Consider the following 17,660-nt stretch of genomic DNA (forward strand, 5'->3'; position numbering starts at 1 on the left):
ATCAGCAGTTATTAGGCCGATATCATCTCAATCTCTGGCAATCGGGGTGCGGCTGCAATCAGAGTTTGTGTGTAGGGGTGTTGTGGTGCCTCAAAGACCTTATCGGTCTCGCCCTGTTCAACGATCTGACCGGACCGCATTACCAACACTCGGTCGGTGACGGTGCGCACAACGCTCAGGTCATGACTGATGAACAGATAAGTCAGGTCATACGCTTCGCAAAGCTCGGCCAACAGATCAAGGATTTGCGCTCGGACCGACACGTCCAACGCCGAGACAGCTTCGTCAAACAGGATCAATTCAGGTCGGATGATCAGCGCCCGCGCGATGGCAATCCGCTGACGCTGCCCGCCCGAGAATTCGTGAATGTACTTACCAGAGTCATCCGGGCTGAGGCCGACCGCTGTCAGCATCTCAGCGATCCGATCCTGACGGTCCGATCCGGTCGGCGGAGTATCTAGCAGATGGAAGGGTTCGGTGATCAGACGCGCCACGCGGTGGCGCGGGTTGAAACTGCCAAAGGGGTCTTGGAAAACCACCTGCATCTTCCGGCGCACCGCAAGGTTGGGTTTGTGACCTGTGAACACAGGCTGCGCGTCCAGTCGAATCTGGCCCGATTGCACCTCTTCCAACCCCAAAATAGCCCGTGTTAGGGTCGATTTTCCGCAGCCAGACTCGCCCACAAGCCCCAAACGTTCTCCTCGGTTGAGGGTAAAGCTTACACCATCCACAGCCCGATGATGACGCGGCCTGTCAAACAAGCCCTTACGGGGCAGGCGATACTCACGCACGACCTGGCTCACCTCCAGTAACGGCTGCGGCTGCGGCGGTTTCGGCAGCGTGACCTGATGACCGGATGCCTCAAACAGCATCCGGGTGTAGGGATGCTGCATGTTGTGTAGCAGGTAACTTGTCGCGCCGCTTTCGACCACTTCCCCGTGACGCATGACGGTAATTTGGTCAGCCATGTCTGCGACCACAGCCAAATCATGGGTGATCATCAACAGACCCATGTCATATTCGCGCACCAGTCCCTTGAGCAAATCGAGGATCTGCGCCTGCGTGGTGACATCCAGCGCCGTTGTCGGCTCGTCCGCGATCAACAGCTTGGGGCGCAAGGCAATGGCCATGGCGATCACCACACGCTGTCGTTGCCCACCAGACAGCTCATGCGGATAGCGGGACAACGGGAACCGATCGGCAGGCAAACCGACGCGGGTCAGAACCTCTTCTGCCCTTGCTCTAGCCTGAGCCAGAGGCATCGCCTTATGGATCAGGATCGTTTCCATCACCTGATCGCCAATGGTTTTAACGGGGTTGAGCGCTGTCATCGGCTCCTGAAACACCATCCCGATGGATGCGCCGCGCAATGCACACATCTCGGCCTCGGACCGGATCAGCAGATCTTCGCCCTCCAGTTGGACCGTGCCGTCTACCTCTGCACCGTTCGGAAGCAACTGCATCACTGCCAAGGCCGTCATGGATTTACCCGAACCGCTCTCACCCGTCACGGCGACGATCTGACCGTGATCGATGGACAGGTCGATCTGTTTCAGGATCGATGTCCCATGGATCGAGAGTGACAGGTTCTTGATGCGCAACAAACTCATGCCCGCGCCACCCTGATCCGTGGATCCAGCCAATCCCGCAACCCGTCGCCCAACAGGTTCAGGCCCAAGACGGTGACGATGATCGCCACGCCTGGAATCAGAGCCAAATGCGGGGCAAAACTGACCATTGTCTGCGCATCCGCCAGCATTCTGCCCCAACTTGGCGTGGGCGGCTGCGCCCCCAGTCCGACGTAGGAAAGACCGGCCTCAGCCAAAATACCTAGGCTGAATTGGATGGTGCCCTGCACGATCAACAAGTTGGCGACATTGGGCAGGATATGCTCGACCGATATCCGCGCCGCCCCTTTTCCCGAAACGCGAGCGGCAAGGATGAACTCGCGCTCCCACAGCGACAGTGCCGCACCTCGGGTGATGCGGGCAAAAACGGGGATGTTGAAAATACCGATGGCAATGATGGCGTTGATCGCTCCGGCTCCAAACACGGCGGTGATGAGGATCGCGATGACCAGTGAGGGGAAGGCAAAAACCAGATCGTTACCACGCATGATGACCTCATCCAACCATGATCCTTTGCGGGCTGCGGCTGTCAGGCCAAGGGGGACGCCCAGCGCCATACCGATCCCCACAGCCACCAAAGCCACCGCAATGGACGTGCGCGCACCGACCATGATCATCGAAAACATGTCACGCCCGAAGTGATCCGTACCGAACCAGTGCTGCGCATTTGGGGGCTGCAGCTTCTCTGGAATGCTCAGTGCTGAATAATCATAGGGGGTCCAGACAAACGAAATCAGCGCGGCCAAAACCACCAGTGAAGACAAAAAAGTGCCCAGGAACAGGTTGCGGCTCATGTCCTGCTCCTCAGCCTCGGATCGACGGCGGCATAAGCCAGATCGACCAGAAAATTCACGGTGATCACGGCAAAGACCAGCAACATGACCACCGATTCAACCACGATGAGATCACGGGCCGAGATGGCCTGAAACACCAAACGACCAAGGCCCGGCAGGTAGAATACCTGTTCGATAATGATCGACCCGGCCAGCAGAAAGGAGAACTGCAGGCCGATGATGGTGAGCACCGGGATCAGCGCATTTCGCACCCCGTGCCGCCAAAGCGTCTGACGGCGGGACAACCCCTTGGCCCGGGCAGTGCGCATAAAGTCCTCACCCAAAATATCCAGCAAGGCTGACCGCATAACGCGAGCGAGGATAGCCGCCTGTGGCAAGGCCAGTGCGATTGCGGGCAGGGTCAGCGAATGCAATCCGGCCCATACGCCGTTGCCCCAACCGACAAACCCGCCCGCGTTGAACCAGCGCAGGTTGATGGCGAAGATCAGCACAAGCATCATCGCAAACCAGAAATTGGGCACGGCAATGCCCAACTGAGTGGCGCCCATTACCGCCAGATCCCCCGGCTTGCCCAGGCGGGCGGCGGCGTAGATTCCGGCGGGAAACGCGATCAAAGTTGACAGTGTCAGCGCGTAAAGTGCCAGCGGCAGCGATACCCATAGCCGGTCTGCGATCATCTGGGACACCGGCGTGCGGTACGTGTAGGACGTGCCAAAATCCCCCACCAGCATTCCGCCGACCCAGTTGAGATACCGGTGCACTTTTGACCCGTCCAGGCCCAGTTCAGCCCGCAACGCGGCAAGTGTATCCTCTTGCGCGTTCACGCCCAGCATGAACGAGGCCGGATCGCCCGGCGCGACCTCGATCACCGCAAAGATGACGACCGAGGCGACAGCCAGGCTGATCAACAGCGAAATCAGGCGTTTAAGGGCATAGCGGAGCATTGGCACCACGTTAGGGTCACATCAGGCACGGGTCCAGCATCTAAGGCACCAGAAGGTAGGCGAAAACCGCGTAGGCCACGATTGCGGCATAGCCCAAAGGATAGATCCACTTGATCGCGTAATTGTCCAGCGTCCGCGCCGCGCCTTCTTTCCCGGACACTTTGAGTTTCCGCAACGCCACATTGAACACAATCAAGGCCCCGGTCATCAGGAACATGCATTGCAGAACAAAATCCAGAAAGGTTAGATATCCAAGCTTTGGCAAATCTGCCGAGATCGCCCAGTTGAATGCAACAAAGACCAGCAGATTGCCGCCCGCAATCTCGATCCTGCGGCGGTATTCATCAAGGAAGAACAGCGCCCAGCCGACCGAAATCAGAACCAGCATCGGCAAGAATACCCGAATGACGTAGTAGGTCAGGTGCCGGTTGCCTTCGAAGACAAGCGCGACCTGATCGCTTTCTCTGCCGGACAAACCTGTGACCTTGGTTGCTTCCAGACGTGCATTGTCCAAAATCCACTCTTCTTCGCCCAACAGATCGCCAAGTCCCGAATAGTCCTCGAGCGGGCGGTATTTCACGTAGTCAGAGGGAAAGATTGATACGACTTCGAAGTGAAACTCCTGCGTATCGAACGGGTATTTACGGAAATCAAAATGCGGTGCCTGTAATGTCAGCGAGGATTTCTCGACATAAACCACATGCCCGTCATACCGCAGGGATGCCGCAGATTCGTGTATCCACTTGTTGGACTGCTGGTTGTGGATGACGAAGGCGGGCAAAACGGTACCGATGTCGGCGGCATGATCCGCCAGATCCGGCGGGCTGAATACTCGGATCTCGCGCCCGATCTCGGCTTGATCAAAAACCATCGCGGGATCCGTCCATTCGACCCGTAAAACCACGACAGCGCCATAGTTTTCCGCCTTTTGGTCGACGCTGGTGATCTGGTCGATGCGGATGCCTATGCCCACCTCAAGCGGGTTCTCCGGTGTGCCAGTCAAGGCATCCAACCGCCCACCCAACGCGTTTTGCGCCGCAGCGATGTTCGGCGCATTCGACACAAGGCCAATGGCTAGCAACAGAAGGTAAAAACTACGAAACACGAACATAACAAGAGACACCCGAAAAGAGCGTAACACCGGGGCCGCGCTAGACAGCCCCGGCATAGGTATCATTCAGACCAACTGATCTGTGTCAGGTCGATCGCCGCAGTGGGTGCGTTTGCCCACAATCCTTGCACACCGGCCTTTGCGACGCCCAGCTTGGCCAATTGGAACAGATAGCCGTTTACATAATCGGTGGAGATCAGACGCTGGGCCTCACCCAGCAGTCGTGTGCGTTCATCGGGATCAGTGGTGGCGTTCAAAGTATCCATCAGCGCCTGAAAATCAGTGCTTTCATACTGAAAGTAATAATCTGGCCGCGCATAAATTCCGATATCCATGGGTTCGGTGTGGCTGACAATCGTCAGGCCAAAATCCTTGCCCCGGAACACCGATTCCAGCCATTGCGCCCATTCGACATTGATGATCTCGGCCGTAATGCCGACCTCGGCCAGTTGCGCGGCAACGATCTCACCGCCCCGGCGTGCATAAGACGGCGGCGGCAGGTGAAGCGTAGTTTCGAACCCATTCTCAAAACCGGCCTCGGCAAGCAGCGCCTTTGCCTGTTCCGGGTCATAGGCAGACTCACCAGTCAAATCGACATAGGCCGGATGATGCGGTGCAAAATGGGTTCCAATCGGCGTGCCATAGCCGAACATCGCACCATCGATAATCGCCTGCCGGTCGATGGCATGAGCCATGGCCTGCCGGACAAGAATGTCGTCAAACGGCGGCTGTTTGTTGTTGGTGGACAGGATCGTCTCACCCTCGGTTGTACCAACCAGAACCTGAAAGCGCGGATCGGCGTCGAATTGCGGCAGGTTTTCCGGCGCAGGGAAGTTGTCAAATACGTCCACATCCTCGGCCATCATGGCCGCAAAAGCGGCGGTTGGATCCGAGATAAACTTGAATGTAGCAGTCTCTAACGTGGGCTGATCGCCCCAATAGTCGCGGTTGCGGTTCAGCGTGATGCTGTCGCCCTGAACCCAGTTGCCAAAGGTGTATGCCCCGGTGCCAACTGGGTTGGTCTTGATGTTTTCGATGCTGTCGGGCGCGACAATGACCGCATCCCCCCAAGCCAGGTTGAACAGGAAATTTCCGTTCGGTTCCGAAAGAGTGACTTTGACAGTCAGCGGATCGACAACCTCAACGCTTTCAATCCCAGCAAACAATGCCTTCTGGGCGTTCGCGCTGTCTTCGGCGGTGGCGCGATCAAGGGTGAACTTGACGTCCTCGGCGTCCATAGTTGTGCCGTCATGGAAGGTCACACCATCGCGCAGTCTGAAGGTATAAACCATACCATCGTCAGAAATCTCCCAGCTTTCAGCTAGGCCGGGCACGACCGAGCCATCGCCCATGAACCGGGTCAGTCCTTCGAAAATGTTTGTATAGACCACCGAGTCAATGGCCTGCGCCGCCGCGCTGGTGGGGTCCAGATGCGGGGGTTCAAGCTGCATCGCGATGGTGATGTCCGATTTGGCAAAAGCCTGCGTGGCAAGCAGACCAACGCCCACCGCCAGGGTCGACGCAAACGTCCTGAACATGAATTTTGTCATGTGAACTCTCCCTACTGAAACTGGTTGTGCCCTTGATTTCAGGGCCGTTTTATCAACAGTTTTCCTGTAAACCTGAGGTCAATCAAGGGAATGTTCGCGCAACCGGGGTTTCTTTGGACCTATCCGGTCTGCTATGCCGCACTGCAACATAATACCTGCAGGAGCGACACATGAGCGCCACCGCCCGCAAGAAAGCCCCGAATGCCGAGGATATTCGCGCCCGAAAAGGTGGCGCGCCTCTGGTCTCGCTGACCGCCTATACCACGCCCATGGCACGTCTGATGGATGCGCATTGCGACTTTGTTCTGGTGGGTGACAGCGTTGGCATGGTGCTGCACGGCCTGGAATCTACCCTTGGCGTCACGATGGAGATGATGATCCTGCATGGGCAGGCCGTCGCGCGCGGTCTGGACAAGGCCATGATGGTCATAGACATGCCCTTTGGCAGCTATGAGCATTCTCCAGCCGATGCCTTCCGCAATGCCGCGCGCCTTATGGCAGAAACAGGTGCTGGGGCCGTGAAGCTGGAAGGTGGTGTTGAAATGGCAGAAACCATCCGATTTCTGGTCAAGCGTGGTATTCCGGTGATGGCCCATATCGGTCTGACTCCGCAATCGATCAACACGCTGGGTGGCTACAAGGTACAGGGCCGTGACGGACAGGCAGAAGCAGTCATGGCCGATGCCCATGCCGTGGCCTCGGCTGGTGCGTTTTCAGTCGTTCTAGAGAAAGTTCCACAAAAGTTGGCCGACCAAATCACCGAAGAGGTTGCGATTCCGACCATCGGCATCGGTGCCTCGGCTGGATGTGACGGGCAAATTCTGGTCGTGGACGACATGGTTGGCTTTTTCACCGCCTTCAAACCCAAGTTCGTCAAACGCTATGCCGAGCTCGGCCCACTGGCCGAAGCTGCCATAGCAGAATACGCCGCCGACGTGCATGCAAGGACCTTCCCGGCAGACGAACATGTCTTTTCCGACCAGGCTCCGACCAAAGGACCTAAGGCATGACAGCACCGATTTTGCGGTCTCTGGCCGAACTGCGCGCCAAAACCACCGAATGGCACCGCGATGACGAAATGATCGGCGTGGTTCCCACCATGGGTGCGCTGCACGAGGGGCATTTATCGCTGGCACAGGCCGCGAAAGAAGGCTGCGACCGGGTCATCGTGACGATCTTTGTGAACCCCAAGCAGTTCAACAAACCCGAGGATCTGGCAAATTACCCCCGCACTGAACATGAAGACGCCAAAAAACTGGCTCCCTACGAGGTGGACGCGATCTATGTGCCGGACCCGCAGGAAGTCTATCCTGAAGGCTTTTCCACCACGGTTTCTGTCTCTGGCCTGACCGACATGATGGAAGGCCCCTTCCGACCGGGGCACTTTGAGGGCGTGGCCACGGTTGTTGCCAAGCTGTTTCTGCAAACCCAAGCGGATCGAGCCTATTTCGGGGAAAAAGACTACCAGCAGCTTTTAGTTGTCCGCCGCATGGCGCGCGATTTGGACATCCCCGTTGAGGTTTTTGGCTGCCCGACCGTGCGCGAACCCTCAGGGTTGGCAATGTCTTCCCGTAACCTTCTGCTCTCATCTGACGGGTTGAAGATCGCGGAACATATGCACAAGGTCATGCGACAAGTCGCCCAAAACCTGGCGGAGGGCGGTGATTTCGCAACCTTGGCGCAAGATGCCAAAGCGCGCTTGCTGGCCGCCGGATTTTCCGAGGTTGAATACATTGATCTCCGCTGCGCCGAGACGCTGGAAAGCCTGCCCAATGCCAACAGGCCAGCCCGCCTGTTCGTCACTGCATGGGCGGATGGCGTCCGTCTGATTGACAATATCCCGGTCGATTCAGCCTGATTTCTGCTCTGGCCCCTACGCCGTTGTTTGCGCTAAAGTCCCGCGAAACGAGACCGGGGGAGAGCGGACATGACCTATATTCTGGCAATCGATCAGGGCACGACATCCTCGCGCGCCATTCTTTTTGACGCACAAATGCAGCCGGTAGGCACCGCACAACAAGAGTTTCCCCAGCACTTCCCACAGGAAGGTTGGGTTGAACATGACCCCGAGGATATCTGGTCCAGCGTTTTGCATGTGTGCCGCGAGGTGATGGAGACCACCGGCATTTCCGCCAAACAGATCGCCGGGATCGGGATCACCAACCAGCGTGAGACGACCGTCGTCTGGGACAAACACACCGGCAAAGCGATCCACAACGCCATCGTCTGGCAGGACCGCCGCACCGCCGACATCTGCGCCCGCTACAAACAAGCCGGATGCGAGGATGACGTCACGGCCCAAACCGGCTTGTTGCTGGACCCCTATTTCTCGGGGACGAAGGTCAAATGGTTGCTGGATAACGTCTCTGGCGCCCGCGACAAGGCCGAAGCCGGAGAGTTGCTGTTCGGCACTGTCGACAGTTTCCTGATCTGGCGGCTGACCCAGGGCCGTGTTCATGCCACCGACGCCACCAACGCCGCGCGCACCCTGTTGTTTGACATTCATAAAGGCACATGGAGTACCGAGATCTGCGATCTGCTGGATGTGCCGCTGAACCTTTTGCCCGAAGTGCGGGATTGCGCCTCGGACTTTGGCTCCACTGCGGAGTTCGGTGGCGAAATACCCATTCTGGGCGTTGCGGGTGACCAGCAAGCCGCCACCATCGGGCAGGCATGTTTCCAACCCGGCATGATGAAATCGACCTATGGCACGGGCTGCTTTGCGCTTCTGAACACGGGTGCACAGCCAGTTGAATCGAAAAATCGCCTGCTGACGACAATTGCCTATCAGTTGGACGGTCAGCGCACCTATGCGCTGGAAGGGTCGATCTTTATCGCGGGGGCGGCGGTGCAGTGGTTGCGTGACGCGCTACAGATCATCGAGTCGGCCCCTCAAAGCGGGGATCTGGCAACGCGGGCGGACCCGAACCAACACGTAATTCTGGTGCCTGCCTTCACTGGGCTGGGTGCACCCTATTGGAAACCCGATTGCCGTGGTGCGATGTTTGGTCTGACCCGCAACTCGGGTCGGGCCGAGATCGCTCGCGCCACGCTGGAAAGCATTGCCTTTCAAACACGAGATTTGTGGCATGCAATGCAAGGCGACTGGGGTGCCGAAACCAACGTGACTCTGCGTGTCGATGGCGGGATGAGCGCTTCTGACTGGACCATGCAAGGTTTGTCCAACTGCCTGGGCGCACCAGTGGACCGTCCGGTGATGCAGGAAACAACTGCGCTGGGTGCTGCATGGCTGGCCGGGATGAAAGCCGGAATTTTTCCGGATCAGGCCGGTTTTGCCGAAACATGGGCGCTGGACCGTCGCTTTGAACCGACGCAAGCGCAAGACGAACGCGACGCAACTTACGGCCGCTGGCAACGTGCCGTACAGGCCGCAATGGCGTTCTAGCTGTGGTCTTTCAACAAGCGCTGTTTCTGACGTGACCAATCCCGCTTGGCCTGAGTTTCCCGCTTGTCGTGAATCTTCTTGCCTTTGGCGATCCCGATCTTCAGCTTGGCCCGGCCCTTGTGGTTGAAGTACAGAACCAGCGGCACCAGCGTCATTCCTTTGCGCTGGGTCGCATTCCACAGGTTCGACAATTCCTTGCGTGACACCAGCAGCTTGCGGCGTCGGCGTTCTTCGTGCTTAAACACTTTGGCCTGTTCGTAGGGCGCGATGTAGCTGTTGATCAGCCACAGTTCTCCATCATCGACCGAAGCGTAGCTTTCGGCGATGTTCGACCCGCCTGCGCGCAGGGATTTGACCTCGGACCCTTCCAGGACGATACCGCACTCGATATCCTCTTCGATCGCGTAATCGAAGCGAGCGCGCCGGTTTTCGGCGATTATCTTATAATTCGGGTCTGTCTTCTGTTTGGCCATGACGCGTTGATTTAGGCGGCTTGCGCCGACCTTGCAAGGCAGGGTTTTCCCAACTGCGTCACGATTTGGCAGAAATGATCAGATCAGGGCCAAAAATCGTGTCAGCATATTTGTGCAGATAGATCTTGAGCCATGGCGTGAAACGATCCGGATGGCGGGCCACTTCGGCCAGAAGATCGTGATAATCGATCCAGCGAATGTCCATGACTTCGTCCGGGTTAGGCTCGATTTTCAGTGGGCCGCGAACATGGGCCAGAAAGACGTCGACAACTTCGTTCTCGACCATGTTGTTGCCCACATCTGCATGGTACTCCAGACGGTGCCGGTATTCTGGATAAAGACCCGTTATCCCAAGTTCTTCGCGCAGACGTCGCACGGCACAGGTTGACGAGCTTTCATCCCAATCCGGATGCGTGCAGCAGGTGTTCGCCCAAAGGCCGGGCGTGTGGTATTTGCCCATTGCGCGACGTTGCAGCAGAATTTCCGTTCCGCGAACAAGAAACACGGACACAGCCTTGTGCTTGAGCCCTTTTTCGTGCGCTTCGAGCTTGTCCACAGGGGTCAATTGGCCATCGACCCAGGCCGGGATCATAATTCCCATCTGTCCTCTCCCGTTGCCAATCCGTCTGCCCGGCGCTGGTTTGAATTTAGCTGCCATCTGAACAGGCTGGCTGTACGACGCGATTTGACATCTCCCGTCAGTACCAAAGTGGCTTCTATTCACTTGGGTATCAATCGCACCAAAGGCCGCAGGGGCTGCGGCCTTTAGTCCATGTGCTTTAGCACCGTGCGTTAAGGCTTATTCGCCTGAAACGCTGACGATATAGGCATAGACGTCTTCAGCACCTTTTTTCAGCTTGAAGGTCATTTTCGACTTGGCAGCAGTGTCATCCAGATAAGATTTCAGGAATGCTTTGGGATCTTGCGAGTATTCGACAAAGGTCGTCTCGTCCCAAACCAGGCCTTTTTCCCCTGCGGCAACGATGCTGTCACCGTATTTGAAGCCTTCATATGTCCCAGCCGTGCGGCCCGCGATTCCATACAGGTTGGGCCCAGTCTTACCGCCTTTGACAATCACTTCACCTTCCGGGTCAGCGATCAGGTGGCAGGACTTGCATTTGTTGAAGGCTTTCTTGCCGGCTTCGGCATCGCCTTCAGCATAGGCGGGCAGTGCCAGAAGGCCGACAATTGCGGTAGCGAGGATGCGATTCATAGCTTGTGCTCCGATACAAAATGGCTGCACCGAATGGACCTTCGGCGCAAAAAAGAGTCAACGCGCAGATTGCCGCGCGGGCTTACTGTGCCACTGCGACAAAAGGGATGTCCTTAACTTATGTCATGTACCTCGGACCAGCACGGCAAAAGGTCGCCCGCTGCCGGAGTCGCCAGGTACACCGCCCGCGCAATAGCCCGCGCCAGACAAACCGAACCTGCATGACCGATGCGCCCCAGTTCAGCTTCGGTTGATAAGGGTCGAACACCGGTGCTGGCGGCAAAAACCAGATCGCCGTCGCCCGGTGTGTGGGCGGGCACAATCGCACGCGCAATGCCGTCATGGGCGGCAACGGCCATCCTCTGACATTGGGGCTTGGTCAAGGCTGCATCGGTTGCGACGATGGCAATGGTCGTATTTGTCTTAGCCGGGTCTGCAGATTTCATCGCCTGCGCCTTGAGGCTTGCTTGCGGAGTACCAAGAGCGGCATTGGTATCAGGCCCTAAACCGCCAAATTCGTTGCCGATTTCAAAAGGTGCCGCCCAGAAATGTTGATCACCCGGTGTGGTCACACTGCCCAACGGATTGGCTGCAACCAGCGCGCCAACAGTGATGCCACTGTCCAGAATTAACGAAGCAGAGCCCAGCCCGCCCTTTTGCATCGCAGCCAAAGCTCCGGTTCCCGCACCTACTGAACCGAGATCGAAGCGGTCCGAAGCCACCTCGAACGCTGTGCGACCCAGGGCACGATAGGGGTTGTCCTCCCAGTTTTTGTCACCACCGTTGAGCAGGTCAAACAGGATCGCGCCCGGAACTATGGGCACAGTGACGTCGCCGACCGGATAACCCCGCCCCCTTTTGCGCAGCCCGTCTGAGACGCCGGAACAGGCATCCAAGCCAAAGGCAGAGCCGCCAGACAATACAATCGCATCCACATGTGTCACGGCTTTGTCTGGTGCAAGTAGATCGGTTTCGCGCGTCCCGGGTGCGCCCCCCATCACATGGACCGAAGCCACAAACGGAGCCTGCGCCGTCAAGACTGTCGCGCCGGATTTCAGCGTGTCGTCCTGCGCGTTGCCGACCATCAGGCCGGGGATATCGGTGATCAAGTTTTTGGGTCCGGGGGTCATTTTTTGCTTCGATGTTCAGGCCGAAAAGCGCGCAAGCGCGCTGCCTCCGGCGGAGGTATTTTTGGCCAGATGAAGAGCGGATCAGATGCAGCGGCCACCGTCAACCTCAAGCGCTGTACCCGTGATCATGCTGGCCTCGTCCGAGCAGAGGAAACAGGCAGCATTGGCCATGTCTTCCGGTGTGGAGAAGCGGCCCAGCGGGATGGTCGACAGGAATTTGGCGCGAATCTCGGGCGTGTCTTCGCCCATGAAGGATTTCAGCAGCGGTGTTTCTCCGGCCACAGGACAGATCGCGTTTACACGTACACCGGTCGGGGCGAGTTCAACAGCCATGGTCTTGGTTGCCGTGATCATCCAGCCTTTTGAGGCGTTGTACCAGTTCAGGTTGGGACGCGGGGATAACCCAGCTGTTGAGGCCACGTTCAGGATCGCACCTGCCCCGCGCGCTTTCATCGCCGGGACAAATGCGCGGGCGGTCAGATAGACCGATTTCATGTTTACATTGAACAGTCGGTCGAAATCGTCTTCGGCGACATCTTCGAGCGGGGTCGGCAAATGCGTGACACCTGCATTGTTCACCAGAATGTCCAGATTTTCGAACTGACGCCTTGCGGTATCTGCCATGGCTTGAACCGACGCGCCGTCTGCAACGTCAACCTGGTGTCCGATTGCCTGTTCACCCAGGGTGTTTGCAAGATCCAGCGCCGCTTCGCCATTGATATCCGCAATCATGACGCGCGCACCTTCTTCGAGGAATTTTTGCACGATCCCTGCGCCGAACCCGGATGCGCCACCGGTTACGATTGCGGTTTTTCCCTCCAGCCTCATGGCATTACCCTCCTGCCTGTCAGGGGCAGAGTAACAACGCATCGAAAAGATGCCAGATCATTCTTCCGAGACCTTGCCCCGCAGTGTTTTAACGTCGCCGCGCGCCTTCTTGGCCGCCAACCTGCGCTTGACCGACCCATAGGTCGGCTTGGTTGCGATGCGCCGTTTGGGTTTAACGAGCGCACGGGTGATCAGTTCGGCCAGCCGTGCGCGTGCAATGTCACGGTTACGCGCCTGAGAACGGGTTTCTTCACATTGGATGATGATTGCGCCCTCTTTGGTCCAGCGCCGCCCGGCCAGTCGTTTCAAGCGGCTCTTGACCGGATCCGGCAAAGAGGGAGAGCGCGCGGCTTCGAACCGCAGTTCAACTGCGGTCGAGACTTTGTTGACGTTCTGCCCACCGGGACCGGAAGAGCGTACGAAGCTTTCGGTCATTTCCCAGTCTTGCAGGATGATATCGTCGGTGATGCGCAACATGGGCCGGACCTTACAGGGCACGGATGGAAACAGAAAGGGCCGCCCCTTTGGGACGGCCCTTCGAAAGTTCAGGAGGTCGGGTCGGTTAGATCAATCGACCAGCCGGAGCGAGCGCTCCGCCAAGGGCTGCCCTAGCAGGCTTTCCCCCCGGTTGTTCCGACACCTCTCTCCAATCTCTTTCTTGACACTGGATCACCTCCTTTTCTATCTGTTGCGGTTAACTTTGAGCCTGACACAATATGCGCCATTCTCAAAGCACTTTTTTACGCAGGCTGTGCGGCGGTCAGCCGGGCAACAATGACTTTGAACGGGATCAAAGCAATCAGCGCCAGCGACAGCTTCACCAGCCAGTCCGCAAAAGCCAACGTCACCCATAACGGGGCCATCGGGCCGGACAACATGAACGGCACAGGCTCCCACGCCCAGTTGATTGCGGCGTCGGCGTTGGCTCCGAAGAAGGTGACAGAGGCCGAGAATGCGATAGTGAAGAAGATGGCGGTATCGAGCGCCGAGCCCACCAGTGTCGATACCAAAGGCGCGCGCCACCAGCGGCCACCGCGCATGGCGTTGAACACTGTGACGTCGGTCAGTTGCGCGATCAGGAAGGCTGTGCCCGAGGCGACTGCGATCCGCAGTGGAACGGCGGCGTATTCAAACCCGTCGCCTTGCAGCATGATCTGGCTGCCGATCAGCGAACAAATGATGCCGGTGACAAACCCGGCGAACACGACTTTGCGGGCTGGTCCCACGCCATAGACGCGGTTCATGATGTCCGTGACCAGAAAAGCCAGCGGATAGGTGAAAGCACCCCAGGTCAACAGACCGTCAAGGATCAGAAACTGGACCAGGATGTTTGAGGCCACAACAATGGTGGCCATGGCAATGATGCCGGGAATGTAAGCGCGTTGCATGTTTTGATGCCCGTTTTGACAAGGTAGCGGCGACTTGGCCAAGGGACCGTCCCAAGGCAAGCCGTGCGTTTAGACCCTTGGAGGCCCCGAGTCAATCGGGCAGCAGATATTCCACCAATTCGGTCCGCTGCAGGGCCAAAAAGTTGTCATCCGAGATCATCGTAGCCCGCAAACGGCCTTGACCGTCGCGCCAGACTGACACCCCTTCGAGATTGTCATGTATGCCTGCTGCGGTTTCGAACAGGGTTTCTTCGGCGCTGAGAACGTCATCCGTCACCTCCCATCGACGCAGCCGAGAGCGGAACCCGATGAATCCAAGCTTACGCTCCAGCAGGTAAAACTTCCCGTCCGGGCCGAAATCAGCGCCGACTGGTTTGAAACCCGCGCGTTGTGGCAATACAAATGGGATCGACCATGCATCGCCATTCCATCGGTAAACCGGGATGTCCCCGTCAGCGGTACGGTCTTTTTCCGGGATCGTGTAAAGCCAGCCGCGTGCATCAATGGCAAGACCTTCGAACGACCCGTTGTCGGCGAGGTCGTCAAACTCGGGCAACCGAGGCAAAACTCGCGACCTTGCCCCCCGTGCTGCATAATACGCGACCCGGTGCACCCCTTCGAACGAGATGTAAACTCCACCACTTGGCGCCAATGCGAGCCCTTCGGAGTCGCCGACACCACCCTTCATGATGTGCCCTTGGCTGGATAAGATCCGCCACTGATCCAAAACACGAATGTTGGTGATCCGATCACTGTCCCGTTCTATTTGCGCGGTCGCCATCCTGGCCCGGTCGCTCAGCACCAGAATTTGCTGACCATCATCCGAAACCTGCAATGCCGAGAACCCCCCGAACCAGGTTGCCGGATCACGCCACTCGAAGCTGTGCAGATAAGTGGCTGCCTTGATCTCGACCGCGGCGACTGCCGTAGCCACAAACAGAAAGGCGGTTAGTTGGATTGCAAAACAGCTGCGCATTGTTGTGGTAAATCGGCCAGAACATACTCCCGGCGTTTCTTGGGGGCTGGGGCGTTTGGATCAGGTGGCGGCGGATTGAGGATGTTGTTTACCCATTCCTGCGCCTGTGCGCAGCCATCGCCCTTGGGTGGCGGGTCCTGGTTGACGCAGCCTTTCGACCCTCGGGGGCATTTCAGACGGACGTGAAAATGATAATGATGCCCCCACCATGGTCTGATCTTGCGCAGGTAGGCACGGTTGCCTTTTTCGTCGTTGCACATCTGCACCTTGGCACCGGGAAACACGAAGATGCGCGCAACGCGCTTGTCTTTTGCGGCCTCGCGCAAAACTGCATGGTGCTGTTTCGTCCAATTCCCGTTTACAAAGGCACCGTTCGCGCGTCGCAACGAAATGGACGAGATATTCTCGCGCGCTTTGCGGCTGAGGCGCATGTTGTTGCCCGGCAGCATCCAGATATCGATATCCAGACCCAACTGATGAGACCGATGGCCCGACGTCATCGGACCACCCCGTGGCTGGCTGATATCCCCGATATAGAGACCATTCCAACCCGGCTGTCGCGCCGCAAACTTGCTGAGGTCCTTCACGTAATCAATCGCCTCTGGGTGCCCCCAATTGCGGTTCCGAGACAGGCGCATGGCCTGCCACGTTGGTCCGGTTTCCGGCAATTGCACCGAACCGGCAGCGCATCCGCGCGAATAACTGCCGAAGGCTGCTGCTTTTTGTTGTGAACTGACCTTTTGTGCCCCAAACAACTGCTTTGCCAGAGGCTCTGCCGCCGCTGTGCTCGCAATAGTAAGCGCGGCCAAAATTATCAAAAAACGCTGTATAATCATCTGCTCTGATCCCCTTCCGGTCTGACCCAGCGCATCAGGAATAGCCCTAGAATAAACAACAGAATGATCGGTGACACCCCCAGACGCGCACTGCCGGTTGCGGTTGTTGCAATCCCGATCATCAACGGTGCAGCAAAAGCAGTCGCGCGCCCTGACAGGCCATAGAGACCAAAGCTTTCGACCGGCGTCTCCGGATCTGTGTGGCGTACCATCATCGAGCGACTGGCCGATTGCAGAATACCGCCCATACCACCGATCAACACACCGCAGCCGAAGAAAACGATATCCGGCAAGCTTGACCCTTCTTCGAGCTGGATGCCGTAGATTTGCGTCCGATCCATCATGACCACAGTGGCGCATACGAATATCAGAACCCAGATCGCAACGATGATCACGGGTTTGGGGCCGTATTTCTTGTCCAGCTTGCCGCCGAACCAGGAAAATGCCGCCGCTGCCAAAACGCTGACAATCCCGAAGACGCCGATCTTGATCAAATCCCACTCAAGCACGAGCCGCGCATAAACACCGCCAAAACTGTAAAGCCCGTTCAGCGCATCGCGGTAGAACATCGACGAACCGAGGTAGCTGGCCAGACTGACGCGATGACGCAGGTTAGACACTGATTTCGCCAGTAGCCGCAGCGCTTCACCCACACTGCCCGTTTTTTCACTTGGTGCGTCATCGCGCACCCACAGGAAGTAGGGCACCATAAACAGAATGAACCAAGCAGCCGTAAACGGGCCGACAAAACGTGTGCCTTCCCGGGTCGCCGCATCTAGACCCAAGGCAGGCTCCATCCCGATCAGTGTTTTGCCGTTCGCCTGTTCCACAAACAGCGCCAACATGATCGCCAGTGAGATCAGGCCGCCGAAATAGCCAAATGCAAAGCCCGAGCCCGAAATCTCGCCCACTTCACTGTCGTCGCCCAAATCAGGTAGCTGGGAATTGATAAAGATCAGCGCATATTCCGCGCCCACGAAACCCAGCCCAAAGGCCGACAGCATCAGCCACATGTTCGAGCCATCGGGCATCGTGTACCACAACGCACCGGATCCAACCGCGTACATAACCGAAAACGCAAAGATCCACGGAATGCGCCGTCCTGACACATCCGCCATCGCCCCCAGCAAAGGCGCGCCAAAGGCAATGATCAACCCTGTGATCGTCAAACAGTTCGCCCAGACCGTCTGTGCCTGCGCGGCTGCGGCTTCGGCATTCAGCCCACTGTTCGCGTAATACCCGGCTGCCACCCCGGCAAAATATGGGCCAAAGACAAAGGTGACCAACAGCGTGTGATACGGCTGGCTGGCCCAGTCAAAGAACCACCAGCCCCAGATGCGCTTGCGTTTGGAAATCTCTGCCATTTCTGCCTCTGTTATTGTT

Annotated in this window: 18 protein-coding genes; 3 read left to right on the forward strand and 15 right to left on the reverse strand. The window is 57.6% G+C overall.

Annotated elements, in window-relative coordinates; translation table 11 throughout:
• Positions 1-11 precede the first annotated feature (11 nt).
• The 5 genes from GOV85_RS11780 to GOV85_RS11800 all read right to left on the reverse strand — a co-directional run bounded on the left by GOV85_RS11780 (position 12) and on the right by GOV85_RS11800 (position 6,027).
• Positions 12-1,610, reverse strand: coding sequence for an ABC transporter ATP-binding protein (locus GOV85_RS11780; RefSeq protein ID WP_171178334.1), 1,599 nt, complete (start codon positions 1,608-1,610; stop codon positions 12-14).
• Positions 1,607-2,422 carry an ABC transporter permease gene (locus GOV85_RS11785; RefSeq protein ID WP_171178336.1) on the reverse strand — a complete coding sequence of 272 codons (816 nt, stop codon included), beginning with the start codon at positions 2,420-2,422 and terminating at the stop codon, positions 1,607-1,609. The genes GOV85_RS11780 and GOV85_RS11785 overlap by 4 nt, the downstream gene beginning before the upstream one ends.
• Complete coding sequence (locus tag GOV85_RS11790; protein WP_171178338.1) at positions 2,419-3,366, reverse strand: ABC transporter permease; 948 nt, start codon at positions 3,364-3,366, stop codon at positions 2,419-2,421. Before GOV85_RS11790 ends, GOV85_RS11785 begins: the two co-directional genes overlap by 4 nt.
• A gap of 40 nt (positions 3,367-3,406) precedes the next feature.
• Positions 3,407-4,477: a hypothetical protein gene (locus GOV85_RS11795; RefSeq protein WP_171093137.1), complete on the reverse strand. Its 1,071-nt coding sequence runs from the start codon at positions 4,475-4,477 to the stop codon at positions 3,407-3,409.
• Positions 4,478-4,539: 62 nt separating this feature from the next.
• Complete coding sequence (locus tag GOV85_RS11800) at positions 4,540-6,027, reverse strand: ABC transporter substrate-binding protein (protein WP_171178340.1); 1,488 nt, start codon at positions 6,025-6,027, stop codon at positions 4,540-4,542.
• Positions 6,028-6,197: 170 nt separating this feature from the next.
• Between GOV85_RS11800 and panB the strand changes: the two genes are divergently transcribed.
• The 3 genes from panB (at position 6,198) to glpK (ending at position 9,433) form a co-directional block, all read left to right on the forward strand.
• Complete coding sequence (gene panB / locus GOV85_RS11805; RefSeq protein WP_171178341.1) at positions 6,198-7,037, forward strand: 3-methyl-2-oxobutanoate hydroxymethyltransferase; 840 nt, start codon at positions 6,198-6,200, stop codon at positions 7,035-7,037.
• The gene (gene panC, locus GOV85_RS11810) at positions 7,034-7,885 is read left to right on the forward strand and encodes a pantoate--beta-alanine ligase (protein WP_171178343.1); all 852 of its coding nucleotides are present in this window, start codon (positions 7,034-7,036) and stop codon (positions 7,883-7,885) included. Before panB ends, panC begins: the two co-directional genes overlap by 4 nt.
• 69 nt (positions 7,886-7,954) lie before the next feature.
• Entirely contained in the window at positions 7,955-9,433 is a 1,479-nt protein-coding gene (gene glpK, locus GOV85_RS11815) for a glycerol kinase GlpK (protein WP_171178345.1), read from the forward strand.
• Here the strand turns inward: glpK and smpB are convergent.
• The 10 genes from smpB to GOV85_RS11865 form a co-directional block, all read right to left on the reverse strand.
• Positions 9,430-9,906 (reverse strand): SsrA-binding protein SmpB, encoded by a 477-nt coding sequence (gene smpB, locus GOV85_RS11820; protein WP_171178347.1) that lies wholly within the window; start codon positions 9,904-9,906, stop codon positions 9,430-9,432. The genes glpK and smpB overlap by 4 nt on opposite strands.
• A 58-nt stretch (positions 9,907-9,964) precedes the next feature.
• Positions 9,965-10,507: an isopentenyl-diphosphate Delta-isomerase gene (gene idi / locus GOV85_RS11825; RefSeq protein WP_171178350.1), complete on the reverse strand. Its 543-nt coding sequence runs from the start codon at positions 10,505-10,507 to the stop codon at positions 9,965-9,967.
• A gap of 198 nt (positions 10,508-10,705) precedes the next feature.
• Positions 10,706-11,119, reverse strand: a complete 414-nt coding sequence (locus GOV85_RS11830) for a cytochrome c family protein (protein WP_171093120.1) — start codon at positions 11,117-11,119, stop codon at positions 10,706-10,708.
• Between the two features lie 113 nt (positions 11,120-11,232).
• A complete protein-coding gene (locus GOV85_RS11835) occupies positions 11,233-12,249 on the reverse strand; it encodes a P1 family peptidase (protein WP_171178352.1) in 1,017 nt (338 codons plus the stop codon).
• 81 nt (positions 12,250-12,330) lie between these two features.
• On the reverse strand, positions 12,331-13,077 hold the full coding sequence (locus tag GOV85_RS11840) for an SDR family oxidoreductase (RefSeq protein ID WP_171178353.1): 747 nt from the start codon (positions 13,075-13,077) through the stop codon (positions 12,331-12,333).
• Between the two features lie 57 nt (positions 13,078-13,134).
• Complete coding sequence (gene arfB / locus GOV85_RS11845; protein WP_171178355.1) at positions 13,135-13,554, reverse strand: alternative ribosome rescue aminoacyl-tRNA hydrolase ArfB; 420 nt, start codon at positions 13,552-13,554, stop codon at positions 13,135-13,137.
• Positions 13,555-13,817: 263 nt separating this feature from the next.
• Entirely contained in the window at positions 13,818-14,465 is a 648-nt protein-coding gene (locus tag GOV85_RS11850) for a queuosine precursor transporter (RefSeq protein WP_171178357.1), read from the reverse strand.
• Positions 14,466-14,556: 91 nt separating this feature from the next.
• Positions 14,557-15,441, reverse strand: coding sequence for an esterase-like activity of phytase family protein (locus GOV85_RS11855; RefSeq protein WP_171178359.1), 885 nt, complete (start codon positions 15,439-15,441; stop codon positions 14,557-14,559).
• Positions 15,414-16,277, reverse strand: a complete 864-nt coding sequence (gene mepA / locus GOV85_RS11860) for a penicillin-insensitive murein endopeptidase (RefSeq protein WP_171178361.1) — start codon at positions 16,275-16,277, stop codon at positions 15,414-15,416. Before mepA ends, GOV85_RS11855 begins: the two co-directional genes overlap by 28 nt.
• Positions 16,274-17,641 carry an MFS transporter gene (locus GOV85_RS11865; protein ID WP_171178363.1) on the reverse strand — a complete coding sequence of 456 codons (1,368 nt, stop codon included), beginning with the start codon at positions 17,639-17,641 and terminating at the stop codon, positions 16,274-16,276. Before GOV85_RS11865 ends, mepA begins: the two co-directional genes overlap by 4 nt.
• Positions 17,642-17,660 lie beyond the last annotated feature (19 nt).

It is taken from the genome of Ruegeria sp. HKCCA4633 (assembly GCF_013034605.1).
Lineage (GTDB): Bacteria > Pseudomonadota > Alphaproteobacteria > Rhodobacterales > Rhodobacteraceae > Ruegeria.